This window comes from Flavobacterium sp. (genome assembly GCF_030146175.1).
Lineage (GTDB): Bacteria > Bacteroidota > Bacteroidia > Flavobacteriales > Flavobacteriaceae > Flavobacterium.
Map to the genome: position 1 here is coordinate 35925 of NZ_JASLCE010000024.1, position 23917 is coordinate 59841.

Sequence of the window (23917 nt, forward strand, 5' to 3'; positions counted from 1 at the left end):
GATATCAAAAAATTACCTTTTCTTAACATAGTAAAAGCAGGTTTTGGCATGGCTAAGCATCAAAATAGTGTCTGATTTTTTTTATTTCTGTTAAAAGAATTTTCGCAAATATTCTGAATTAAAATTGTAACATTGTGAATCGGGAATGTGAAACTATAAATCAGGTCAAACACAAGAAACGTTATCTATTGAAAGCCTATATCTATCTTTGTATTGCTTTACTTTCAGGAATATGCAGCATTCATGCGCAACACCACAGCGCCATGCAGATAACCGTTGATTCCGATGCCAAAACACTAAAGATTCAACAGGAAATAACCTATCACAACACGACCAACGACACGCTAAAAGATTATATCTTAAACGATTGGAACAATGCTTATTCCGATAAAAATTCACCTTTGGGGAAGCGCTTTTCGGACGAGTTTACCCGGATTTTCCATCTGGCAAGTGATAGCGACCGCGGCCATACCGATATCATTTCAATTATTGATCAAAATCAGAGAAGACTCGAATGGTCCCGCCTTCCCAACCAACCCGATCTGGTCGATGTACATTTGCTGAATCCTTTATATCCAAATCAGAAATTTAAAATCAACATCGTTTATTCGGTAAAGCTTCCGAACGATCGTTTTACGCGATACGGATTCGATAGTCAGGGCGGTTTTTATATCAAAAACTGGTTTTTAACACCGGCGCGTTACGAAAAGGGCGGTTTTGTAAAAGACAGTAACGAAAACCTGGACGATATCTCGAATGCGGTATCCGATTTTGATATCCAGATTAAAATCCCATCGCAACTATCTCTGACAACCGATTTAGACGTTTTAGCTACAAACGAGGAAGATCCCTATAAGATATATAGCCTAAGCGGAAAAAATCGTCAGGATATACTACTGGCCGTTGAAACCGCCGCTACCTATAGCTTTTATAAAAACGATAAAACCGAAATCGCAACCAATATCAGCGAAAAAAAACTAGATGATTTCCAAAAAGCAGTGATCATCGATCGAGTGGTGAATTATGTTTCCGAGCATTTGGGTAGTCCGGCGCAAAATAAAATGATCATTAGTCAGACCGACTACGACCGTAATCCATTTTACGGACTTAACCAACTTCCAAAGTTTTTAAGACCTTTTCCGGATTCCTTTGTCTACGAATTGAAATTCCTGAAAACCTACGTCAACAATTACCTAAAAAACACCTTACAACTCAATCATCGCGATGACAACTGGATTTACGACGGTATTCAGGTTTATACGATGATGAAATATATAGAAGACAATTACCCGAATGTAAAAATGACCGGGACGCTTGCCCGTTATAAAATATTACGCGGTTTTAGTCTTTTTAGTACCGGTTTTAACGAACAATACAGCTATCTCTATCTGATGATGGCCCGTATGAATTTGGATCAACCGATTGGAAATCCAAAAAACACCTTTGTTAAATTCAACGAGCAAATCTCCGGAAAATACAAAGCCGGACTGGCACTGAATTATCTGGATGCTTATTTGCAACAGGAAAGCGTTGATCAGGCGTTACATGATTTTGTGACCTTAAATAAAACGCAGCAAACGACGCGTCAGGATATCGAAAATATCCTAAAATCGAAAACGGATAAAAATATCGATTGGTTTTTTAAATCGGTGATCGATTCCAGAGATCTGATCGATTACAAATTTGGTAGAATCAAAGAAAGTGACGATGGTAAAACCGTACAGGTAACCGTTAAAAACAACGCCCATGCCACTGTACCGATATCCCTTTACGGTGTTAAAAAAGACCACGTTATTTCGAAAGTGTGGTTGCCCAATGTCGCCACCGATACCATTGTGACCGTTTCCAAAGAAGGCATCGACCGATTGGCACTGAACTATGGCAATGAGGTGCCCGAATTTAACCGTCGGAATAATTATAAAACCTTAAAAGGGTTTCCAGCGTTAAACCGTCCTATAAAATTTAACTTTTTTAAAGATCTGGAAGATCCGCAATACAACCAGTTATTCTATGTTCCGGATTTCAATTATAACCTCTATGACGGTGTGATTGTTGGAATGCGTATTCATAACGAAACCCTTTTGGACAAGCCATTCCAGTTTGACATCATACCGGATTATTCCAGTAATACCAAAGAATTGGTCGGTAGTGCCACACTCTCCTATTTCCATAACGTAAGAGACGAACGTTTGTATAATATCCGTTATTCCATTACGGGTTCAACCTTGCACTATGCGCCAAATGCTTCGTATACCAAGATTACACCATCGGTACAATTCCGATTCCGTGAACCGGATTATCGCGAAAATAAAAAGGAAACGATTTTATTCCGCCATGTTTTTGTAGAAAAAGAAGACTCTCCATTGTTGAAAAATAAAAAGGAAGAAAATTATTCCGTTTTCAATGCGCGCTATTCTGTTGGAGAAGCGGAAACAGCCAAATTATACAGCTTTCTGACCGATTTACAGATTGCCAATAATTTCAGTAAAATATCCGCGGAATACCAATACCGTAAATTATTTGACGACCGTCGTCAGTTAACCGTTCGTTTCTTTGGCGGTACGTTTATGTATAATGAAACCGGAACCGATTTCTTTAGTTTCGGATTGGATCGTCCATCGGATTATCTTTTCGGTTACAACCTTATCGGACGTTCGGAATCCACCGGCCTTTTCAGTCAGCAATTTGTGATGGCCGACGGCGGTTTTAAATCCAAATTGAAGAACCGTTATGCCAATCAGTGGATGACGACATCCAATGTTAGTGTTAGTATCTGGAACTGGATCGAAGCCTACGGCGATGCCGGGATTATTAAAAATAAGTTTTCCAATCCGCAGTTTGTATACGACAGTGGTATCCGACTCAATCTGGTTCAGGATTATTTCGAATTGTATTTTCCGGTATACTCCAACAATGGCTGGGAAGTAAAAGATCCGAACTATGGGCAACGTATTCGATTTGTCGTAACACTAAGCGCAAGGACATTAGTTTCCCTTTTTACCCGTAAGTGGTTCTAAATAAAACTTAAAAAAAGTCCCTTTTTTATTTTATTTTATTAGAAATACCTTGACAAAAAATAGGTTTCAATAAAATATATGCAACAAAAGCATCCTATACCCTCTTTTTTTTATCAAATATTAAATTGTAATTTTAACAATTCTTTGTTTTGTATTGGGTAAATAATTAAATTTGTCCAAATCTCATTTATTTTATTATTTGACTATGAATCAAACGGCCGCTAAAGAAGCGCTTTCTTTTGAAGATTTCAAAACAGAAGTGCTTAACGATTATAAAATTGCAACTATCAGTAGAGAATGCAGCTTGTTGGGAAGACGTGAAGTACTAACCGGTAAAGCGAAATTCGGGATTTTTGGAGATGGTAAAGAAGTGCCGCAACTTGCTATGGCAAAGGCATTTAAAAACGGTGATTTCCGTTCGGGATATTACCGCGACCAAACCTTTATGATGGCAATTGGCGAAATGACTATTCAACAGTTTTTTGCCGGTTTGTATGGCCATCCGGATTTGGCTCATGATCCGATGAGTGCCGGACGTCAAATGGGAGGACACTTTGCCACACATAGTCTGGATGAAAACGGAAACTGGAAAAACCTTACCGCTCAGAAAAATTCAAGTGCCGATATCTCTCCTACTGCCGGGCAAATGCCACGTCTTTTAGGTTTAGCACAGGCCTCAAAAATATACCGCAATGTAAGCGGACTGGAAAACAATACCAATTTCTCTGTAAACGGAAATGAAGTTGCCTGGGGAACCATTGGTAACGCTTCTACTTCCGAAGGTTTGTTTTTCGAAACCATCAACGCTGCCGGAGTATTACAGGTACCGATGGTGATGAGTGTATGGGACGATGAATACGGAATTTCGGTTCACGCCCGTTATCAAACGACAAAAGAAAGTATTTCCGAAATATTAAAAGGATTCCAGCGTGAAGCCGACACCAACGGTTATGAAATCATTACCGTTAAAGGATGGGATTACCCTACTTTGGTCGAAACCTATGCCAAAGCAGCTGCCATCGCACGGGAACAACATATTCCGGTACTAATCCACGTACAGGAATTAACACAACCTCAGGGTCACTCTACTTCCGGATCGCACGAACGTTATAAAAGCAAAGAGCGTTTGGAATGGGAAACCGAGTTCGATTGTATGGCGCAAATGCGTAAATGGCTAATCGAAAACAACATCGCTACAGCCGAAGAAATCGAAGCGATGGATACCGAGGCTAAAAAACAGGTTCTGGAAGGTAAAAAAGCCGCCTGGAGTGCCTACGTAAACCCGATTAAAGAAGAACAACAAGAATTGGTAGCGCTTTTAAACACTATCGCAGCTTCCAGTCCGAATAAAGTTTTTATTGAAAAATACAGCAACGATCTGGCCGCAATAAAAGAGCCAATTCGCAAAGATATTTTGGTTACAGCCCGTAAAATTGTTCGTCTTATCGTTAATGAAAGCGGAAAAGCACAATTGGCCAGCTGGATTACCAATTATACCGAAAAAGTACAACCGCGTTATAGTTCGCATTTGTTCTCACAATCGGATAAAAACATTTATAAAGTAGCCGAAGTGGCTCCGGTTTATACCGAATCCTCCGAAGATGTGGACGCGCGTTTAATTATCCGTGATAACTTCGATGCTATTTTTACCAAATACCCGGAAGCTTTGATTTTCGGAGAAGATTCCGGAAATATCGGTGACGTAAATCAGGGATTGGAAGGCATGCAGGAAAAATACGGTGAATTCCGTGTGGCCGATGCCGGTATCCGTGAAGCGACCATTTTAGGTCAGGGAATCGGAATGGCAATGCGTGGTTTACGACCAATTGCCGAAATCCAATATCTGGATTATTTATTATATGCGATTCAGATCATGAGCGACGATTTGGCTACGTTACAATACCGTACAGCAGGTCGCCAGAAAGCACCATTGATCATTAGAACTCGTGGACACCGTTTAGAAGGAATCTGGCATTCCGGTTCGCCAATGGGAATGATCCTGAACGCCATTCGTGGTATCCATGTTTTGGTTCCGCGTAGTATGACAAAAGCTGCCGGTTTTTACAATACTTTATTGGAAACCGACGAACCGGCTTTGGTTATCGAGTGTTTGAACGGCTATCGTTTAAAAGAAAAAATGCCAACCAATTTAGGAGATTTCAAGACGCCAATTGGTGTGATCGAAACACTTAAAGAAGGTAGCGATATTACTTTGGTTTCCTACGGTTCTACACTTCGTTTGGTAGAACAGGCTGCTAAAGAATTACAGGAAGTAGGTATTGATGCCGAAATCATCGATGTACAATCATTGTTACCTTTCGATATCAACCACGACATCGTGAAAAGCCTTGCCAAAACCAACCGCCTACTGGTAATCGACGAAGACGTACCAGGTGGTGCTTCGGCTTATATCTTACAACAGATTATCGACACACAAAAAGGATACTTGCACTTAGACAGTCAGCCGCAAACATTGGCTGCCAAAGCGCACCGTCCGGCTTATGGAACCGACGGGGATTATTTCTCCAAACCATCTGTAGAAGATATCTTCGAAAAGGTTTATGAGATTATGAACGAAGTAAATCCTTCAAAATATCCAAGCCTTTATTAATAAAGGACCTTTAAAAAACCGGAATTAGTTCCGGTTTTTTTTGCTACTTACCCAACATTCATAACGTATTGCAATCGAAGCCTCAGCTATTACTTTTATTTACAACTTAGATAACGCAACTTAAAGATTCCTTATGCCGGATAACTATTATGTACTAACCGGTGGTCCCGGTTCCGGAAAAACCACCTTACTCGAAGCCCTCGCTCAAAGCGGTTATTCGTGTATCCCCGAAGTGGCCCGGGAAATTATCAGCGAACAAATCCGGGACAATGGTACTGCGCTACCCTGGCAGGATTACGTTTTATATACGCAGCTCATGCTCGAACGTTCGGTTTTAAGTTATACGGAAACTGCAAAAAAGCACATTCCAAATCAGCCGGTTTTTTTCGATCGCGGCATTCCCGATACCTTATGTTATGCCGAGTTAACAAAACAACCGATTACCGAAATAATGACATCGTATGCCCGGGAGTATCGTTACAATCGTAACGTTTTTATCCTACCGCCTTGGGAAGCGATTTATCATACCGATGCCGAACGCAAACAAAGTTGGGAAGAAGCCGTTGCGACCTACGAACAAATGGTAAAAACATACCAACAATACGGTTATACCATTATAGAAGTTCCAAAAGACACTGTCGAAAACCGACTGGCTTTTATGCTACGACATACAAAAGCCACTCCGGAAAACATTTGATCAAAAGATTAAAGGGATCTATTTTTCACTTAAAAACAAAAGCGGTTTCCGATTTTATTTTTCTTTTCAGATTATAACAAATTTCAAAAAATAATCAAAAAGTGTTGTTTTTCAGAATAATATAAAAAAATCGTACATTTATAACACGAAAAGTTATACGAATACCGTTACTAAAATATAATCGAAACTGGTTATCATGCTGGAAAAACAATGCTACATTAACAAAGAACTTTTTTTACAACGTCCGAAACCTTTGGATATCCCGACTTTTATTTCGCTTTTTTCCGGATTGACAGAAAAAGCCGATTCAAAGCCGTTCCATGACGATTTCGCAGTCCTAGAAATTGATCATTCCGTAAAACCAGTTGGCGTGGCCCGCTTTGGATTTACGAGCGTACTGCTTTGCCTTTCCGGTAGTCTGGAGAGCATTGTTGGTCAGCATCAATTTACCATAAAAGCGCACGATATCGCTATTATTCCAGCCGAACATATTAATGCTTTATCCGGGTTTTCAGACGATTTTAAAGCCAAACTAATCGTATTCCGTTCCGATTTTCTAAGAAAAGGATTCCTGAATACCGCCATTTTGGATGAATTGCTCTATATCAATCCGGATTATCCGCCCATTTTTGAACTGGACACGGTCAATTTTGAGGCCAATCTGTATAAGTTTGATAAGATACTCGAAGAACAAAATAAGACCAATCCTTTTTTTCTGGATATGATCCGGTTATATCTGGTTCAGATTCTATTCGATTACAATCGCGTTTGCGAAATCTGTCTGCTCAATTCCACAACCAATATGAACCGGCAGTTCCAGATTGTTCATAAATTCCGAAAACTGATTGACCGTCACTTTGCCACACTTAAAACCGTAAAAGAGTATGCCGATTTACTGCATATCACTCCGAAATACCTGAGCGAATGTACCAAACAACAATTAGGCTATTCTGCCATTGATTTGATCCACCAACGCATTCTATTGGAATCGGAATTTTTATTGCGCTATTCCGAACTCACCATTAAAGAGATTTCGATTTTTCTGAATTTTGATACGATTTCACATTTTGGACGTTTTTTTAAAGCGCAAAAAAACCAGACACCATCCGAATACCGTCAAACTCGGTAAAATTGGTTCTTATAACCGCAATACCGCTCTTGATGTCCCTGTCGTTTTACCGGAAATTTGCCTAAAAATTATATGAAACATTTTTTAGCAACAGCCGTTTTGACCGGGTTATTCGTTGTAACCGCCTGTCAGAACAAAACAAAAACAACAGTTACCATGAACGAAAACACAAGCGGTTTCAGTGCCGTTCAGTTCCGAATCGCACGTCCTACCAACAATTTAAAAGCGGTTGTGACTTTTTACAAAGAGGCTTTAGGTTTAAAAGAATTGGGCTCCTTTTCCGGACACGATGGCTATGATGGCGTTATGCTTGGTCTTCCCGGCGAACAGTATCACCTGGAATTTACGCAACATAACAGTCAGACTGCTTTACCGGAACCAACCCGCGAAAATTTATTGGTTTTTTATTTTGACACACCCGAAAAATACCATCAGGCCGTACAACGGATGGCCGATTCCGGAATCACTCCCGTAGCACCTGAAAATCCCTATTGGAACGGAAAAAGCGAAACCTATGAAGATCCGGACAAATGGCGGGTAATCCTTTTTAACGGAATATACAAACCCTGATTCAAAGAAGAATCCTTTCAATACCAGAACATTGAAAGGATTCTTCTCTTTATTTGGATTTACCTCATCCATTTTTTATCCCTATTCCACACACTTACAACAAACTACTCGTGTTTTAGCGATCAAATACTTCTTTTATTCCTACAATTCTGCTAAATTTGAGATAGCAAACAAAAAACTACCGATTATGGACAAACCTATTCAAAAAATAACGCCTTTTCTCTGGTTTAACAATCAGGCGGAAGAAGCCATGAATTTCTATATTTCCATTTTCAACAATGCCCGCGTACTCAAAACCAGCTATTATAGCGAAGGTGGCCCTGCTCCAGCCGGTACATTAATGACCGCCAGCTTTCTACTGGAAGGACAAGAATTCGTCGCGCTAAATGGCGGCCCGCAATTTACCTTTACACCGGCCATTTCATTTGTCGTAAATTGTCACAATCAGGAAGAAATTGATCTTTTATGGCATAAACTTTCCGAAGGTGGTCAGCAGCAAAAATGCGGTTGGTTACAGGATCAATACGGTGTATCCTGGCAGATCGTACCTGCAATTATAGGCGAACTTATGAGTTCTAACGATCCTGAAAAGTCCCATCGTGTGATGATGGCTTTATTACAAATGGACAAACTCGATATCAGTATTCTGCAACAAGCCTATAATGGCGCTTAAAAATATCTCCTATGCATCCACAAACGTATAGCGCTAAAGCCGCAATGCTTATCCGCAGACCGGTTTCTGAAGTATTTGAAGCCTTTATCAACCCGGATATCACCACAAAATTCTGGTTTACCAAAAGCAGCGGACCGCTCGAAGCCGGGAAATCCGTACAATGGGATTGGGAAATGTACCACCATTCCGTTACCATAACCGTAAAAACCATCGAACCCAATAAACGTATCGTAATCGAATGGCCTACCACGGTTGAGTTTGCGTTTACCGCACGGGAAGACAACACCACTTTTGTGAGCATTACCGACTCCGGTTACGACGGAACCGTAGATGAAATTATTGCCGATGTCCGCAACGCTACCGAAGGCTTTACACTCGTTTTGGCCTCTTTGAAGGCACTTTTGGAACATCATATCAACTTAGCACTGGTAGCCGACCGTTTTCCTGATTTTGAGTGATATTTATAACGATGAAACACCTCTTCCTTTATAGCTTTCTGTTAATCAGTCGGATTATTTTTGCCGGCAATCCGTCAATTACGGACACTCCTTTTCACGCTTTGGTTCAACAATGGAACAACGCACATAGTACTACTACTACCGATTCGTTCGAATCCTTATATGATACTACCGTATTATTTTATGGGAAGCCGGAAAGCAAAGCCGGCTGTATTACCCGGAAAATAGCGCTATTAAAAAAATTCCCGGATTTTAAACAAACCGTAAACAACATTATAATCGAAAAACAGACCGATGGTACTGTGAAATGCAGTTTTCTGAAAACGGTACGGTATAACGGAAAAAACGAAAATTATCCCTCTTATCTCGTTTTTAAAAATGATGCTCCCGATTGGAAAATCATAGCGGAAAGCGATCTTATAACCGATAAAAATCATGCTAAAAAACAAGCATCCGCTTTTAAAATTCCGGAAGATGCCGTAAAAGGCGATTATAATGGCGATGGCAAAATGGAGTATATGTGGCTGGAAGCACCGCAACTGAGTGATAATGAAATGGACTGCATTGGTAGTTGCACCGCTTATATCCGGTTTTCCGACACGACAATCCCCGCCATTAGTATTCAGGACTGTATTGGCGGTTACCCGACTAATAAAGGTGACCTGAACGGAAACAAAACCGACGAAATTGGCCTGCTGCCTGAATGGTTTACCAGTTGCTGGCGTTCCTATTATGTGTGGACTTTAAAAAACGGAAAATGGATCTATGCGGTCAAACCTTTTTCAACGCATTGTACCCAATGGGAAAATGATGTGATACCGATTGAGATCGATAAAAATAAAAAGGGAAATGTGATCATTCGATATAGTCAGATTTCCGATACTGATATTATTATTAAAACTGCATCCCAAAAAGTAAACTAACCTCAAAAGCTCCAACTTATGAAAATCCTACATTTTAAAATCGATATTAAAGCGCCGCGTACCACGGTATGGAATGCGCTATGGGAAGACGCCAACTACCGTAAATGGGCTGCTGTTTTCAGCGAAGGTTCAACCGCTGTTTCCGACTGGCAGGAAGGTAGTCGCATCCTGTTTGTAGACGCCAGTCAGAGTGGTATGTATAGTATTATTGATCAAATGGTACCAAATGAAATCATGTCTTTTAAGCATCTCGGAATTCTTAAAAACGGTAAAGAAGAACCGTTGGACGAGGAAAGTAAAAAATGGACCGGAGCGATGGAAAACTATATTTTAATCGATTTGGAAGAGGTAACACAACTGGAAATCAGCATGGACATTACAGAAGACTTTGAAGACTATTTTAACCAAAAATTTCCGCAGGCGTTGGAAATTGTAAAAAATATTGCAGAAAACGGAAACTAATATGAATACAGCCCTTTTAAACGCCGTAACCGATTTTATCAGAGGAGGCGACAACAGCGATACCGCTCTATTGGATCGGGTATTGCATCAGGACTTCAGGAATACACAAAACGGCTTTTTTGAAAAAGAAGGCGTGGTAATTTTCAGTAAAACCGATTACTTGAAATTGATCGAAGACAAAGTATTTGGCGGAAAACCTCGCGAACTAACCATTATTTCTGTAGATCAGATCGGTAAGATTGCTATGGTCAAAGCAGAATTAAAAAGTAGTGCTTTGTCGTTTATCTCCTTTATCTCGCTAGTTTTAGATGATCATAATGAATGGAAAATTATTGAAAATTTTCCGCATATCTCCACCAATCACTCGTAAAATTCTTTCCTGTCGTTATTCATAAAGCGGCAGGATTTCCTGAAATTGTTTTTTCCCTTTTAAGGTCAGATACGGATAAATGGAATGCATAAATAAAAGCGTATGGTTTCCCATCGGGCGGTAGCCAATCGCATTTTCGGTGATTTCTTCTGCCGAAAGATAAAAATCCAAAATAATCTGGATGCGCTTATACAACATTTCATATTCGTCCAGTAATTCTGCTTCACGAAACAGACCGGAATCGATAAATTGTTCAATCATGCGCAAAAACTGTAGCTTACGTGAAATGATCAGTTGCTTATAATGTGCCGAAATAACATCGTTATTGCGCATCAGGTGTACGATATCCAAATAGACAAAACGATAGGCATAAATGGTAACAAAAAAGCTATCTACAAAAGTGATTAGATTCTGTAAACTCACCTCCTTCTCGCCCATCTGTCTAAATTCTTCACTAATCCAGTTAACCAGATCAAAATACAAAGCTTCCTCTATATTTTCTTTCTTTTTAAAATGGTACGTTAGATTTCCGGGGCTTATTCCCAAATACTCTGAGATTTTTCGCTGACTCACATTCGGCAATCCGTAAGTATTGAAAAGCTCTAAAGCCGCTCCCAATATTTTCTTTTTTGTTTTATTCATACTACAAAAATATAAAAATTAGTACACATGTACTAATTTTAACTTTATTTAGTACATTTGCCCTAAAGTATTTACTCCTATGAAAGTAATTGAAGTTAACTATACGCCTGGTGAAAACGCTATAAGTAGTTTAACACGAATTGATTTTTCCGATACTTTCGCTACCACAAATCATACAAATTCAATTACAGAAATAACCCAACTAATCTTTGGTCGTTCTCCAAAATGGATCCGTGCCTTGTTTGCTGTCCGTAATTTTATGGTGCGCTTTATCGGTCTGAAAAACGACAAACCGGCAGACTATAACGTCGGTTTTGAAGTAGGCCATTACATTGGATTTTTTCGGATTTTTTCAATAACCGAAAATGAAATGCTATTGGGTGCCGATGATACACATCTCAATTTCAGAGCCGTGATCACAAGCTCGCAAACGCCTTTATACAATATAAAAGTCACAACGCTGGTATCGTACAACAACCGTAAGGGACGTATGTATATGCAGTTTATAAAACCCTTACATCGCATGGTTGTTAAAAACATGGTGCGGCAAGCCTATAAAATTCCTGATTCGGAAACCAATCCAAAAAGAAAAAAATCTTTGAATTTGGCTAAATAATCGGTACTTTTAAGGGAATCCTAAAACTAAATACATTCCCCATGGCAAAGTATTTTATTTCCTTTCTCATTTTACTGTCATTTACCAATAGCTGGGCTTTAAAACCGGATAAAAACTATATCGCAAAACCGGAAGATCTTTCGTTACGCTATACAACCAATACGATTACTACTTTCGATGGATATGCGTTACATTCCTGGACAATTCAACCCGATCCGGCGAACGATAAAAAGACCACTTTGATTCTGACTTATGGCGATTCCGGGAACATGTCCTATTGGCTCAATCAGGCGTGGGTTGCATCGAATAATGGTTATACCGTAGTACTTTTTGATTATCGCGGTTTCGGGCAAAGTCAGGATTTTACAATCAACAATGATTACCTGTATTATAATGAATTTGTAACCGATCTGGAAGCTGTAATCCAATGGACTAAAACCAAAAATAAAAATAACAAAACCGGTATCTGGGCATTTTCAATGGGAACCATTATGACCAACATGGCCCTACAGAAACAGTCGGTCGATTTTGTAATTGCCGAAGGTTTGGTTTTCGATCCATCTGCCATTGCTGCCAAAATCAAACAGGCTAAAGACAAAACGATATTACTACCGGATACAAATTTCAACATTCAAAAATTATCGTCTACGATCCGTTGTCCTTATTTACTTTTTGCCGGAAAACAAGACAAAATGACTACGGTGGCAGACAGTAAGTTGTTTTCGGAAATGGCTACAAACAGAGAATTAATCGAATTTGACGGGAATCATCTGGAAGGTTTTGCTAAATTATCGCAGGGGGATTTTGGAACTACCTATATGCAAAAAATAAACAGTTTTATACAACGTTAACTCCACAATCTTATAAACCATGCAGGATAGTAAAGGCCTTACCACACAAGAAGTACTCGAATCCCGAAAAAAATACGGTAAAAACGAAGTCGACTACAAAAAAGAAAACGGATTCTGGAAAGCTGTCAAAGAATTGCTAAAAGAACCGATGGTGGTATTGCTTTTAGTCGCAGCACTATTGTATTTTATCAGTGGTGATACCGGTGATGCGATTTTCCTTGCTTCGGCCATTGTTCTCGTAGCCGCCATCTCCTTATATCAGGATTCCCGAAGTCGGAATGCTCTCGAAAAATTAAAAGCTTATACCGAACCGGAATGTACCGTAATTCGCAACGGTACTACCGAAAAAATAAAAAGTACCGAACTCGTTGTAGGCGATCATCTCGTGGTGGAAGAAGGAACTTCTATTGCTGCCGATGCCCGGATTATACAGGCCAACGACTTTTCGGTTAACGAATCGATTCTCACCGGCGAATCCCTATCCGTCTCCAAAGACTCTACAAGTCCGGAACCCTACCTCTATCAGGGAACCACCGTTGTAAGCGGACTTGCGATTGCTATCGTTACGGCTATTGGCAATCAAACCCGACTGGGACAAATCGGAAAAAGCCTCGAAAGCATCAAAGAGGAAAAAACGCCGCTCGAACAACAAATCGGGAATTTTGTCAAAAAAATGGTGCTTTTGGGTGCTATTATTTTCCTGATTGTATGGAGTATTAATTATTATCATTCCGGAAACCTGCTCGACAGTTTACTCAAAGCCTTAACGCTCGCCATGAGTATACTCCCGGAAGAAATCCCCGTAGCTTTTACCACATTTATGGCACTCGGAGCCTGGCGTTTAATGCGGTTGGGAATATTGGTCAAACAAATGAAAACAGTAGAAACCCTTGGTAGTGCTACTGTGATTTGTACCGATAAAACCGGAACACTCACCGAAAATAAAATGAGCCTGGCTAAAATCTATTCGTTTCAAACCGATACGATTTCGGATTATACCGACAGTACGAATAGCGAAAGCAATGCAATCATTCGGATGGCGATGTGGTCCAGTGAACCGATTCCTTTTGATCCGATGGAAATTGCGCTTCATAACGCTTATCGGGAAACCCATAATCCCGATGAACGCCCGGAATATAAAATGGCGCACGAATACCCTTTAGGCGGTAAGCCACCCATGATGACGCATATCTTCGAAAACAGCTCCAAAAACCGCATTATTGCTGCCAAAGGGGCACCCGAAGCTTTTTTAGACTGCATTCCTTTTGACGAAACACAAAAAAATAAAATCAACAATGCGATTCAGCAACTCGCTTCCGACGGTTACCGCATTCTTGGCGTAGCTGAAGCCACTTTTGACGGAACGCAATACCCGAAACGCCAACAGGATTTTTCATTTGAATTTAAAGGAATCGTGGCGTTTTACGATCCGCCGAAAAAAAATATCGGCGAAGTGCTGCAACAATTTTACAAAGCCGGTATTACGGTAAAAATTGTAACGGGAGACAATGCCGAAACCACGACTGCCATAGCACGGCAGATTCAATTTTCGGGTAGCGAAAACAGTTTGAATGGAGACGAACTGGTGCGGATGGACGAACAGGAACTACAACAACGCGTACAAAACACCCATGTATTTACCCGAATGTATCCCGAAGCCAAACTAAAAATCATCAATGCTTTAAAAGCTCAGGGCGAAATCGTAGCCATGACCGGCGACGGCGTAAATGACGGACCGGCACTAAAAGCAGCGCATATTGGTATCGCCATGGGGAAAAAAGGTACCGAAATTGCCAAACAGGCGGCTTCCCTGATTTTACTGGAAGACGATTTATCAAAAATGGTTACCGCCATTGCGATGGGAAGACGGATTTATACCAATCTGAAAAAAGCAATCCAGTACATTATCTCAATTCATATCCCGATTATTTTAACGGTCTTTTTACCGTTGGCATTGGGTTGGATGTATCCGAATATCTTTTCGCCGGTTCACGTGATTTTTCTCGAATTGATCATGGGACCTACCTGCTCCATCATTTATGAAAACGAACCGATGGAAGCCAATAGTATGAATCGGAAACCACGACCGTTTTCGAGTACGTTTTTTAACTGGAAAGAGCTTTTTACCAGCATCATACAAGGATTGGGTATAACGGCCGGAATTATCGTTGTGTACCAGTTTGCAGTTCATAATGGTTATAGCGAAAATGCAACGCGAACGCTGGTTTTTACAACATTGATTATTGCAAATATTTTCCTGACGCTAGTGAACCGTTCGTTTTATTATTCCGTGATACGAACATTGCGCTATAAAAACAATATGATTACAGGGATCATTCTATTGACATTGGTACTGCTCGGCATGATGTTGTTTATTCCGCCGCTGACTTCCTTTTTTGAGTTCGAAAAGCTACCGTTACAATCATTAGCGCTTAGTAGTGCCGTTGGATTTTTATCGGTTATCTGGTTTGAACTGGTCAAAGGATGGAAACGCAGCAAGGAGCATAACCCTTACGAACAGAAAAAATAGTTCTCGTTTAAAAAACATTTTTTTAATCTTCGGACATTTATATTTTATGTAATTTCGACCTCTATTTGGAAGCTTACTATGACGAACGAACAAACCGCTATCAAGACCACCTATTTCAGTATTATCGGAAATACCGCTCTGGCGCTGATTAAAGGATTAACCGGTTATTTTGGGAACTCCTACGCCCTTATTGCCGATGCGATCGAATCGACTACCGATATTTTTGCTTCATTTCTCGTATTGTTCGGTATTAAATATTCCAATAGACCCGCCGATAAAAATCATCCTTACGGACACGGGCGGGCCGAACCTTTGATCACCTTCCTTGTTGTAGGCTTTCTGATCACTTCGGCTACGATTATTGCCTACGAAAGCATTATCAATATCAATACACCACATGACCTGCCAAAACCGTATACACTGATCGTTTTGGGGGCTATTATTATCTGGAAAGAGATTTCGTTTCGGATGGTTTATAAAAAAGGAGTCGAAACCAATAGTTCATCTTTAAAAGCCGATGCCTGGCACCACCGAAGCGATGCTATTACGTCGCTGGCTGCATTTATCGGGATTTCCATTGCTTTGTTTTTTGGAAAAGGATACGAATCGGCCGACGATTGGGCGGCTTTGTTTGCGTCTTTTTTTATCCTTTATAACAGCTATCTGATTTTCCGTCCCGCTTTGGGTGAAATCATGGATGAACATTTTTACGACGATCTGATCGAAGAAATACGTACCATTTCAGTTCAGGTGGATGGTGTTATCGATACCGAAAAATGTTTTATCCGTAAATCCGGTATGAAATACCATGTGGATTTGCACGCTATTGTAAACGCACAGCTTACCGTTAAAGAAGGCCATGAAATCGCACACCGACTTAAGGATACACTAAAAGAACAAATCCCGGAACTGGGTCATATTCTGATTCATATCGAACCCAACGAATAATTTTTTTTACGGCAACTGACATACTGTTGTCACTCGCCACGACTACTTTCGTGCTGTTAGTAATTTAATCACATAACACCATGATAAAAGTACCCCACCTGAAGGCTTCCGTAATGGAATTTACCCGTTTCCGAATAACCGAAAACACCACAGAAGAAGCGCTCTTAAAAGCCATTTCCGATTTCGAAAATGATTTTCTGGCACATCAGAAAGGCATTGTTTTTCACTGTCTGGCTAAAAATGATAAAGGAGAATATGCGAATATTCTTTTGGCCGAGCACACCGCTGTACTTACTGCTATTGAAAAAGATATCGTTTCGAATCCCGGTGCGCTTTCTTTTTTAAAATTGATCGATAAAAAAACGGTCGACATCCATTATCTGGACATCGAAAAAGAAGCCTTCTTTATGCCGGAGCATTTTTCCTGTATTGAATTCGGAACATTTGCCTTAAAAAAAGGGAATCTTCAGCAGTTACTATCGGTTTCCGAGGCTATTGAAAAAAATTACCTATCGCGTTTCCAAAATACCCAATTGCATTTTATCGGATCGCTTTCGGAAGATATGTATGCCGAAGTGACCTTTGGAACAACTTTGGAAGCCACACAACAAATCTGTTCCGGTTATCTTTCCGATTCAAACGGTCTGGCGTTGATGGAAATGATCGACGAAACCCGAATGGCACTTGATTTTTGGTCGGTCGTATCCTAAAATCACCTTTAAAATGAATACATTTGGACAATCCGTTTCCCATTTACCTTTAAAAACAAAAACCATGACTATTGAAAAAATAGAATCTTTTAGCGTGATCGGAATTGCCGTACGCACCACCAACGAAAATCAACAGGCGATGACCGATATCGGAGCGTTATGGCAACAATTTATATCGGAAAAACTGCTGGAAAAGATTCCGAACAAAATCGATACTACGATTTATTGTATTTACACCGATTACGAAAAAGACCATACCCAACCGTATACCACCATTTTGGGTTGTCGTGTATCCGATACGTCGCTTGTTCCGGAAGGAATGGTCGCCAAAACGTTTACATCCGATACGTATGAAAAAATAATTGTGAAAGGAAACATTTTTCAAGGCGCACTTGCCGAAGCCTGGTTTGATATCTGGAATTCCGACAGAAACAGAGCGTACACCGCCGACTTTGAAGTTTATTCCGAAAAAGCCAGTGATCCTGAAAATGCCGAAGTGGCTATTTATATCGCCCTGGCATAATCTAAAGTATAAAAGCACGGATTACAAATCCGCGCTATCTGGTACAAATCCGCGCTAACCTGATAGCGCGGATTTGTAATCCGTGCTTTTTATTTTGTACAAGATGATTTCGTATTCGTTTCTATATGCCTGACGCAAAACCCGTGTTATAGGCTATCTTCCCAGGTTTTCATCGTTAACGGTGTCGGTATCCGACTTGGTTTTAAGGGATTCAAATCGTGCATCATTTCCAGATTTGTATAGTCAACAGAACCGTCGGCTGCTATTTTTGAAGCATATAATTTTCCTTCTTTGGTCGCAATTATCCGGTTTCTATTGTCAATGTTGGCCCACGTAATATCATGGAGCTTTATTTTCTCTTCCTTTCTTCCCAAATAAAACAAATCAACGTTTTTTCGCAGTTCGGGATCATAAAAGGTAATCCAATACAAAGCCGCACTATTGGTTATATTTTTTTTCCAAAGTTTTGGAACGATACTTTTCGGATTCGTTTCTTGGAGTAACGGCGTCGTTTCCTTTTGAATAAAAGAGGGATCCTTTTCTTCCGTCCATCCGTTTATTTCCTGTCGATGCTCGTGCAATAAATTAACATGTCCCTTCGATAATGAATATTCTTTTTGTGTTTGGAAAGTTTCAACATTCAAATGAGACGGTACGGGATAGTGTTCAAGCGCTTGGGTAGATTGTACATTAAGTACTACTGTTTTTTCATCGGCGAATAACCCTCCTCCTTTATCAAAAAGCATATCTCCGTGTTCCCAAACGGTAAGCGCAGTCCAAAATGGCGGTTTACTGATGACCGTTCTGCTCCTACCGTTTTCAAAATTATCGACCGCATAAATCAGGTAGTTACCGGAAGGCGATATATCACAATTTCGCATCGGTACTTTTTTATGGATCCATTGTCCGGGTTCCAACGTGTCGTTATCCAAATTCCAGATACTCATCTGAATCCAATCGGTTGGGCCACGTCTAAAAACAATGGCACTATTCATTATTCTAGATTTAAGAAAGAAAATTCGAGCGGTTGTAGTATTGGGATGACTCAATTCGAAGTGATTTTTTGTTTTATTAGCTTCTCTTATAGCATAATCGCGGATGTGTCCCTTCAAGTTCTCCTTTCTTGATCAATTGCGCTACTTCTGCTTCGCTCCATTCGTACGGATAATCTTTACCATTTGCGATACCAATAACGACCATCGAATCTAAAATGGTTGCGATAATATTTTCAAAAACTGCGGCATGAGGATCGTATATATAATCTCTTGTGGTAATAACCATATATTCAATCGTCTGATTATCTAATGAATCAAATGAAACGCCAACATCATAGGGTGCCAATCCATCAAATTTTTCTTCAATACCTCTATAGTTGACTAATCCTCCGGTCCTGTGGTTTCTAAGTTTTTCAATAGCCGCTTCTCTTTCCAACTTCGACTCCGGATCGATGGATTCCGATTCATACACATAATCGTTGCCATCATCGGTTTCAATATCGGAAAGAATAATGCTTTCGAATGGTTCTTCTTCGAATTCGAAATGATGCTTCCTTAAAACAGTGTCCATACGATCAAACACACACTTCATATCAGAAGGAGGAACAACAATTACAATAACCTGACTTAAATGGGACATTTTTCTATTTATGGGTTACTTGTTTTGGTAAGAATTAGTGCGATTCCGCTATAGCATCGTTGCAGTCGACAATTTACTTGGAGTTATCGAAAGCGCGTGTATATTTTTCAAGAATCGGATCTTGTATACATTCGCAAATATATTCAAAGATACTTTCTATAAGCTCCGATTCATTTGTTTTTTCATGATAACTGTCTTTAAGGACTAAATGGATGGCTACAGTATCATCATCCAGACTAATTTTTCTAAAGATACCATCATTAATCGTTATCCCTTTCGGGACAGATGGATTCATATGACAGGCTTTGATTAGATTGACAATTTTGTTTATCGTTTGATTATCGTCAATTTGTTTATGCCAAACCCTACCCTTTTCCTGAAAATAGTCTGATTTCGACATGATAACAATCAAATCATACTGATTATCATTTTTCTTAATTTCGATATCCAGTTCGCCGTCAAGGGAATTTATATTTATTTTGATCATATAGCGTTGGTTACTTGTTTTGATGCAAACCTCATTTGGGTTGCTTTATTGCATTTTCTGTTTTAAACTCTCGACAACTTTTACGGTAAGCCCGGTTAGTTTCGCAATATATTCGATTTCCATCCTTTCCTCCAAACATTTCGTTGCCATTTCTCTTGCTTTTGCATCCCGACCGGTTCTTAAACCGGTTTTTAAACCTGCTGTTCTTCCAAGTTCCTTTGCTTCCTTTTGTATTCGCTCTTCCAGTACATACCTTGGAACCCATTTGGTACTTTTTCTTAATTCGTCCATAAGTCCAATATCGGTAAAGCTTAGATAGCTTTTTTCTGAAATGATTAAATGATCGATGACTTCGGTTTGAATAATTATACCCACTTGTATTAATCGGTCGGTAATGTCTTTATCGGCATCCGAGGGTTTTAGTTCGCCACTCGGGTGATTATGGCAAAGAATGATTTTAACCGCTCGTTTTTGTAATGCAAAACTGAACACTTCCATAGGATGAACAAGCGTTTTGTTAACGGTTCCCAAGCTGATCAGTTCAATAAAAAGCACCAGGTTATTGTTGGCTAACCCAATAACCCAAAAATGCTCCCGATTGAGATCAATTTTATTTTCCCGAAGCAATACTTGTTGCATGATAACATAAATGTCATCAGAATTAAGAATTTTGATTTTTTGTGTCTCTGTTAGTTTTACATCCATTGATACAATAATTAGGTAGTACAATTTTTGTAGTATCGTTTCTGCCTAATGTGAGTTTGTTTATTCTGCGCAATTAGCGGTATTTTTAAAGGTAAACTTTTTTGAAGATGTAAAATAAGTAGAGGGATAATAGGGAGTGCGTTGGGATTATTTGGCCTGGCTTAGACAGGAAGGAGAAATTGGATACGTTGGCAATGGATGTTCTGAAAAAATGTGACGAGCTTTTTTGCCAATCTGCTGTTAGCTACAGTATATTTAATTCAGCTCTTTTTTACGGAGAATTTCTTCAATTTTTAAAATATATTCTTTCCTTTTTGTTTGTGAATTTGAACGCTCAATTGATAGACCAAAAATGTCGTTGTTACTCGATGCTTCTTCTCCATAGTAATTCACAAGTGTACTCATTGCTGAAAGCTTAGCTGAAATTTTTAAATTTTCTGCTTGTCTATTTAACGCCATTTCTGCTTTTTCTTGAGCTTCTGCAGTTCGTCTGAGTTCTTCTCTTGTTTCTACTAATTCTTGTCGCTGTAATGTCAGCTCATTTTTCTGCAGCAGAATTGTTAGAATTATTCCCGCTAAAGCTAACCCCGAAAATAAAGTATTTAACCCTCCAAACATATTATTAAAAGCTTCCAATTCATCTTTAGATTTTCCACTCATAAGCCAATAAGTAAATATTAGACTGCCTATTATTCCTAAAGCGATTAAACCGCCAATTCGTATTATTTTTTCTTCTGTAGTTTTCATTTATTTAAAGTTTGGTTGGTATTGTAATTAACGTTCCGAAGCTTAACAAAGTAGAGGTTTTCTAAAAAATATCTAAAGAATGTGAAATTTCAGTTTAACAATTTTCCGCTAACGAAAAACCAAACTACTATTTCGTTAAACCACTTTTGTAGACAATTTTTTATTCATCGTCAGCATTTAAACACATTGGGAATTCTTCTGTTATTAATTCTTCTATAGTCTTTAGATTTTCGCCATTTTTTAATTTTTCTAAAATGGCAAGTGTTTCTCTGTACTCCATAGCTTCAGGTAATCTAATAAACTCAGCTTCAAATCCCAATAGTTTTATTGTATCTTCTATTTCTTCAAGTGTAACATTAAAAAACTCTTTTCGGTGATTTATCATGTTCACTTTTTTATGTGTAAAAGCTTTATGTAATTCATATTCTAGTGTTCTTGCTTCATCACTATATATCATAGCATGTACATCAAATTGAAATGGGACAGATGCATCTCCGAGTTCTTTAACACGATCAAGAGGTTCGAGCCTTCTGGTCATACCAATTTTATACATGTTTTCACCAAACGCTCCAATATTCGAAATAATGTAAACATGTCCTCGTTTGGTTTGTTGCGCCATAGAAAGAGCTCTTTCCTTTTTCTCGTGGGCTTCTTGTAGTTCTTGTTCAAGTTTAGCAATTTGTTCTTGTAGTTTTTCTGCTTTCACTCCATTAGCCTGTTCAAACTCTTTACGAACTTTATCTAAGGCTTTTTCGAACATTGTTTCTTGTTTTTCTGCTTCTCTTTGAGCTTTTTCAAAATCTCTTCTAGCTTTTTCTTCTTCTCTTATTTCATCTTGAATTGCTTTCATTTCCTCTTTTTCCTTTTGCTTTTTAGCCTGGAACTCATATTCAAGTATTAATTCTTGCTCTTTCAATTTAAAATACCCGGTATTAATAGAAACATGGAATCCTTCTCCTAATTTATTTATTGCACTGAATGTCTTTGACATTCTTTCTTTCATTTGATTAATGTTATTCCATTTTACTTTAGCAATCATTACATCACATTCACCATTGAAAGCTCTGAGCATCAATTTCTTATATACTTTTACAACAGCTTTCCCTTTCGCTTCGCTTCCTTCAACTGTCCATTTTGTACTGCATAAAGCAGCAGTGTCATCTTGAATCATTTGTTTTTGCTCCGCAATAACTTCATTTTGAGCTTGTCGGAAGTCATCGGATTTGTCAAAATCATAAATTGGTTCATAAATTCCAAATTCAATCAAGTCAAGTTTGTTCTCAAAAAGACCAACTTCTTTTCTTAATTTCTTATATGTTTCTAATGAATCTTGATAATTTTCATTTAGCTTCTTAAATTCATTTTGTTGTAAATTTATTTGAAGCTGTTTTTCAGAAATAATATTCTCTAATTCCTGTTTCTTGTTTTGGACTTCATTTTCAATACTGATTAAAGCACTATATCTTTCCAGTTGTTTATTTAGATTCTCTATCTTGCTATTGCAATTAGATTTGTGTATTTCTAAATCACTTTTGAGTTGATTAATTTCTTCAAATTCTTTTTTCTTTAAAAAGTCAAATAGTCCCATAGATTACTGATTTTGCTTTTGGTTTTGTGTTTAGAGTAATATTGCTATAATGATTTCTGCTATTAGTATTAATTGGTTTAGTACTAAACTTTATAAGTATGTACATAAAAGAATTCTGTTTGAGTTCTCAAAAGTAACCGGACAAGCAATTATTGTTAGTTGTAGTTTTTTAGGAGTAACCCATTCAAAATCTATTGATTGAGCTAAATTATTGATTTACTAATGAATTAAGTTACGGAAAGCCGTATAGTTAGTGTGATTCAATTTAGGTTGTAGTTAATGGTTAGCGGCCATGCAATTGTTGAGAGTAGAGCGATTGTAATTCTACAGTCGAAGATTATGTCTTTTGGGATCTATAATTTCCAAGCTAAGGAAACCTCGAAATTGTGCAAACAAGTAGTTAGTATTAGAATAGACTCATTATAACTTTTACTTGAAATTATTACTAATGCTATATTTTATTCCATCGAACTTATAGTAGTTTTTTTCTGTAAAAGCCTTTTTATTTTTAAGACCTTTAGTTGTTAAAATTATATCGTAAAATCCAGTGCCTTCTTTTATAACAGTAATGTTACTATCATATGCATCCTGTGAGGGACTAATTGCTCCTGAATCATCGAAACCAGTCATCTCACTAAAAATATTTTTAAATTCGTCCCCTATAATTGAATATATATTAGTGTACATTTCTGTATATCCTTGGCCAGTTCCACCAGCTTCAATAACAAACCCGAATTTGTGGTAACCAATATTCATTAGCTTCCAATTTGAGCTTGGTTCTCCCCATTGACCATCTTCTAAGTTTCGTAAATATTTATTTTCAATTTTCCAACCGTTGGAATATTTTCCAAATTCGACAAAACTTAACTCACCACCACAAGAATGACAATCGTTAAGAATATATTTTCCATCTTCATAATAAGGTTTAAGTTTTGAGTAAATAACACATATTATTCCTTCTTTATCTACATACTCCATATTATAAAAATCAAGTATTTTATGAGAATAATTGTTTTGTATGCTGT

24 protein-coding genes are annotated in these 23917 nt (G+C 38.6%); 16 read left to right on the forward strand and 8 right to left on the reverse strand.

Annotation, left to right across the window (positions count from 1 at the left end):
• The first annotated feature begins 188 nt into the window (after window positions 1–188).
• The 10 genes from Q1R07_RS02815 to Q1R07_RS02860 all read left to right on the forward strand — a co-directional run bounded on the left by Q1R07_RS02815 (window position 189) and on the right by Q1R07_RS02860 (window position 10910).
• Entirely contained in the window at window positions 189–3017 is a 2829-nt protein-coding gene (locus Q1R07_RS02815) for an aminopeptidase (protein WP_366526329.1), read from the forward strand.
• 205 nt (window positions 3018–3222) lie between these two features.
• Complete coding sequence (locus tag Q1R07_RS02820; protein ID WP_300485791.1) at window positions 3223–5628, forward strand: alpha-ketoacid dehydrogenase subunit alpha/beta; 2406 nt, start codon at window positions 3223–3225, stop codon at window positions 5626–5628.
• A 133-nt stretch (window positions 5629–5761) separates the two neighbouring features.
• A complete protein-coding gene (locus tag Q1R07_RS02825; protein WP_300485793.1) occupies window positions 5762–6325 on the forward strand; it encodes an AAA family ATPase in 564 nt (187 codons plus the stop codon).
• A 196-nt stretch (window positions 6326–6521) separates the two neighbouring features.
• Window positions 6522–7454, forward strand: a complete 933-nt coding sequence (locus tag Q1R07_RS02830) for an AraC family transcriptional regulator (protein WP_300485795.1) — start codon at window positions 6522–6524, stop codon at window positions 7452–7454.
• A 72-nt stretch (window positions 7455–7526) separates the two neighbouring features.
• Window positions 7527–8024 (forward strand): VOC family protein, encoded by a 498-nt coding sequence (locus Q1R07_RS02835; RefSeq protein ID WP_300485797.1) that lies wholly within the window; start codon window positions 7527–7529, stop codon window positions 8022–8024.
• A 187-nt stretch (window positions 8025–8211) separates the two neighbouring features.
• Window positions 8212–8697: a VOC family protein gene (locus tag Q1R07_RS02840; protein WP_300485799.1), complete on the forward strand. Its 486-nt coding sequence runs from the start codon at window positions 8212–8214 to the stop codon at window positions 8695–8697.
• An 11-nt stretch (window positions 8698–8708) separates the two neighbouring features.
• Window positions 8709–9155 (forward strand): SRPBCC family protein, encoded by a 447-nt coding sequence (locus Q1R07_RS02845; protein ID WP_300485801.1) that lies wholly within the window; start codon window positions 8709–8711, stop codon window positions 9153–9155.
• An 11-nt stretch (window positions 9156–9166) separates the two neighbouring features.
• Window positions 9167–10078 (forward strand): hypothetical protein, encoded by a 912-nt coding sequence (locus Q1R07_RS02850; protein ID WP_300485803.1) that lies wholly within the window; start codon window positions 9167–9169, stop codon window positions 10076–10078.
• A gap of 18 nt (window positions 10079–10096) precedes the next feature.
• Window positions 10097–10540, forward strand: coding sequence for an SRPBCC domain-containing protein (locus Q1R07_RS02855; RefSeq protein ID WP_300485805.1), 444 nt, complete (start codon window positions 10097–10099; stop codon window positions 10538–10540).
• Between the two features lies 1 nt (window position 10541).
• Complete coding sequence (locus Q1R07_RS02860; RefSeq protein WP_300485807.1) at window positions 10542–10910, forward strand: nuclear transport factor 2 family protein; 369 nt, start codon at window positions 10542–10544, stop codon at window positions 10908–10910.
• A gap of 15 nt (window positions 10911–10925) precedes the next feature.
• On the opposite strand, the gene Q1R07_RS02865 is transcribed toward Q1R07_RS02860, so the two are convergent.
• A complete protein-coding gene (locus Q1R07_RS02865; protein WP_300485809.1) occupies window positions 10926–11552 on the reverse strand; it encodes a TetR/AcrR family transcriptional regulator in 627 nt (208 codons plus the stop codon).
• 79 nt (window positions 11553–11631) lie between these two features.
• Between Q1R07_RS02865 and Q1R07_RS02870 the strand changes: the two genes are divergently transcribed.
• The 6 genes from Q1R07_RS02870 (at window position 11632) to Q1R07_RS02895 (ending at window position 17730) form a co-directional block, all read left to right on the forward strand.
• Window positions 11632–12168 (forward strand): DUF2867 domain-containing protein, encoded by a 537-nt coding sequence (locus tag Q1R07_RS02870; protein ID WP_300485811.1) that lies wholly within the window; start codon window positions 11632–11634, stop codon window positions 12166–12168.
• 41 nt (window positions 12169–12209) lie between these two features.
• Window positions 12210–13019, forward strand: a complete 810-nt coding sequence (locus tag Q1R07_RS02875) for an alpha/beta fold hydrolase (protein ID WP_300485813.1) — start codon at window positions 12210–12212, stop codon at window positions 13017–13019.
• Window positions 13020–13038: 19 nt separating this feature from the next.
• Window positions 13039–15549, forward strand: a complete 2511-nt coding sequence (locus Q1R07_RS02880) for a cation-translocating P-type ATPase (protein ID WP_300485815.1) — start codon at window positions 13039–13041, stop codon at window positions 15547–15549.
• Window positions 15550–15627: 78 nt separating this feature from the next.
• Window positions 15628–16497 (forward strand): cation diffusion facilitator family transporter, encoded by an 870-nt coding sequence (locus tag Q1R07_RS02885; protein WP_300485817.1) that lies wholly within the window; start codon window positions 15628–15630, stop codon window positions 16495–16497.
• 80 nt (window positions 16498–16577) lie between these two features.
• Window positions 16578–17207: a hypothetical protein gene (locus Q1R07_RS02890; RefSeq protein WP_300485819.1), complete on the forward strand. Its 630-nt coding sequence runs from the start codon at window positions 16578–16580 to the stop codon at window positions 17205–17207.
• A gap of 13 nt (window positions 17208–17220) precedes the next feature.
• Entirely contained in the window at window positions 17221–17730 is a 510-nt protein-coding gene (locus Q1R07_RS02895) for a GyrI-like domain-containing protein (RefSeq protein WP_366526330.1), read from the forward strand.
• 146 nt (window positions 17731–17876) lie between these two features.
• On the opposite strand, the gene Q1R07_RS02900 is transcribed toward Q1R07_RS02895, so the two are convergent.
• The 7 genes from Q1R07_RS02900 to Q1R07_RS02930 form a co-directional block, all read right to left on the reverse strand.
• A complete protein-coding gene (locus Q1R07_RS02900) occupies window positions 17877–18725 on the reverse strand; it encodes a hypothetical protein (protein WP_300485821.1) in 849 nt (282 codons plus the stop codon).
• 76 nt (window positions 18726–18801) lie between these two features.
• Window positions 18802–19365 (reverse strand): hypothetical protein, encoded by a 564-nt coding sequence (locus tag Q1R07_RS02905; protein ID WP_300485823.1) that lies wholly within the window; start codon window positions 19363–19365, stop codon window positions 18802–18804.
• A gap of 73 nt (window positions 19366–19438) precedes the next feature.
• Window positions 19439–19852: a hypothetical protein gene (locus tag Q1R07_RS02910; protein ID WP_300485825.1), complete on the reverse strand. Its 414-nt coding sequence runs from the start codon at window positions 19850–19852 to the stop codon at window positions 19439–19441.
• A 45-nt stretch (window positions 19853–19897) separates the two neighbouring features.
• Complete coding sequence (locus Q1R07_RS02915; protein WP_300485827.1) at window positions 19898–20557, reverse strand: JAB domain-containing protein; 660 nt, start codon at window positions 20555–20557, stop codon at window positions 19898–19900.
• Between the two features lie 255 nt (window positions 20558–20812).
• Window positions 20813–21304, reverse strand: a complete 492-nt coding sequence (locus Q1R07_RS02920; RefSeq protein WP_300485829.1) for a hypothetical protein — start codon at window positions 21302–21304, stop codon at window positions 20813–20815.
• Between the two features lie 160 nt (window positions 21305–21464).
• Window positions 21465–22892: a DUF4041 domain-containing protein gene (locus tag Q1R07_RS02925; RefSeq protein ID WP_300485831.1), complete on the reverse strand. Its 1428-nt coding sequence runs from the start codon at window positions 22890–22892 to the stop codon at window positions 21465–21467.
• Window positions 22893–23321: 429 nt separating this feature from the next.
• Window positions 23322–23917 (reverse strand): hypothetical protein (locus Q1R07_RS02930; RefSeq protein WP_300485833.1); only part of this gene is annotated, 596 nt, incomplete at its 5' end.

Coding starts and splice junctions, on each gene's coding strand:
- Q1R07_RS02845 (WP_300485801.1), top strand. CDS start 8,709: ATGCATCCACAAACGTATAGCGCTAAAGCCGCAATGCTTATCCGCAGA.
- Q1R07_RS02910 (WP_300485825.1), bottom strand. CDS start 19,852: ATGATCAAAATAAATATAAATTCCCTTGACGGCGAACTGGATATCGAA.
- Q1R07_RS02915 (WP_300485827.1), bottom strand. CDS start 20,557: ATGGATGTAAAACTAACAGAGACACAAAAAATCAAAATTCTTAATTCT.
- Q1R07_RS02830 (WP_300485795.1), top strand. CDS start 6,522: ATGCTGGAAAAACAATGCTACATTAACAAAGAACTTTTTTTACAACGT.
- Q1R07_RS02865 (WP_300485809.1), bottom strand. CDS start 11,552: ATGAATAAAACAAAAAAGAAAATATTGGGAGCGGCTTTAGAGCTTTTC.
- Q1R07_RS02900 (WP_300485821.1), bottom strand. CDS start 18,725: ATGAATAGTGCCATTGTTTTTAGACGTGGCCCAACCGATTGGATTCAG.
- Q1R07_RS02870 (WP_300485811.1), top strand. CDS start 11,632: ATGAAAGTAATTGAAGTTAACTATACGCCTGGTGAAAACGCTATAAGT.
- Q1R07_RS02890 (WP_300485819.1), top strand. CDS start 16,578: ATGATAAAAGTACCCCACCTGAAGGCTTCCGTAATGGAATTTACCCGT.
- Q1R07_RS02925 (WP_300485831.1), bottom strand. CDS start 22,892: ATGGGACTATTTGACTTTTTAAAGAAAAAAGAATTTGAAGAAATTAAT.
- Q1R07_RS02825 (WP_300485793.1), top strand. CDS start 5,762: ATGCCGGATAACTATTATGTACTAACCGGTGGTCCCGGTTCCGGAAAA.
- Q1R07_RS02835 (WP_300485797.1), top strand. CDS start 7,527: ATGAAACATTTTTTAGCAACAGCCGTTTTGACCGGGTTATTCGTTGTA.
- Q1R07_RS02860 (WP_300485807.1), top strand. CDS start 10,542: ATGAATACAGCCCTTTTAAACGCCGTAACCGATTTTATCAGAGGAGGC.
- Q1R07_RS02895 (WP_366526330.1), top strand. CDS start 17,221: ATGAATACATTTGGACAATCCGTTTCCCATTTACCTTTAAAAACAAAA.
- Q1R07_RS02920 (WP_300485829.1), bottom strand. CDS start 21,304: ATGAAAACTACAGAAGAAAAAATAATACGAATTGGCGGTTTAATCGCT.
- Q1R07_RS02850 (WP_300485803.1), top strand. CDS start 9,167: ATGAAACACCTCTTCCTTTATAGCTTTCTGTTAATCAGTCGGATTATT.
- Q1R07_RS02840 (WP_300485799.1), top strand. CDS start 8,212: ATGGACAAACCTATTCAAAAAATAACGCCTTTTCTCTGGTTTAACAAT.
- Q1R07_RS02855 (WP_300485805.1), top strand. CDS start 10,097: ATGAAAATCCTACATTTTAAAATCGATATTAAAGCGCCGCGTACCACG.
- Q1R07_RS02905 (WP_300485823.1), bottom strand. CDS start 19,365: ATGTCCCATTTAAGTCAGGTTATTGTAATTGTTGTTCCTCCTTCTGAT.
- Q1R07_RS02880 (WP_300485815.1), top strand. CDS start 13,039: ATGCAGGATAGTAAAGGCCTTACCACACAAGAAGTACTCGAATCCCGA.
- Q1R07_RS02885 (WP_300485817.1), top strand. CDS start 15,628: ATGACGAACGAACAAACCGCTATCAAGACCACCTATTTCAGTATTATC.
- Q1R07_RS02820 (WP_300485791.1), top strand. CDS start 3,223: ATGAATCAAACGGCCGCTAAAGAAGCGCTTTCTTTTGAAGATTTCAAA.
- Q1R07_RS02875 (WP_300485813.1), top strand. CDS start 12,210: ATGGCAAAGTATTTTATTTCCTTTCTCATTTTACTGTCATTTACCAAT.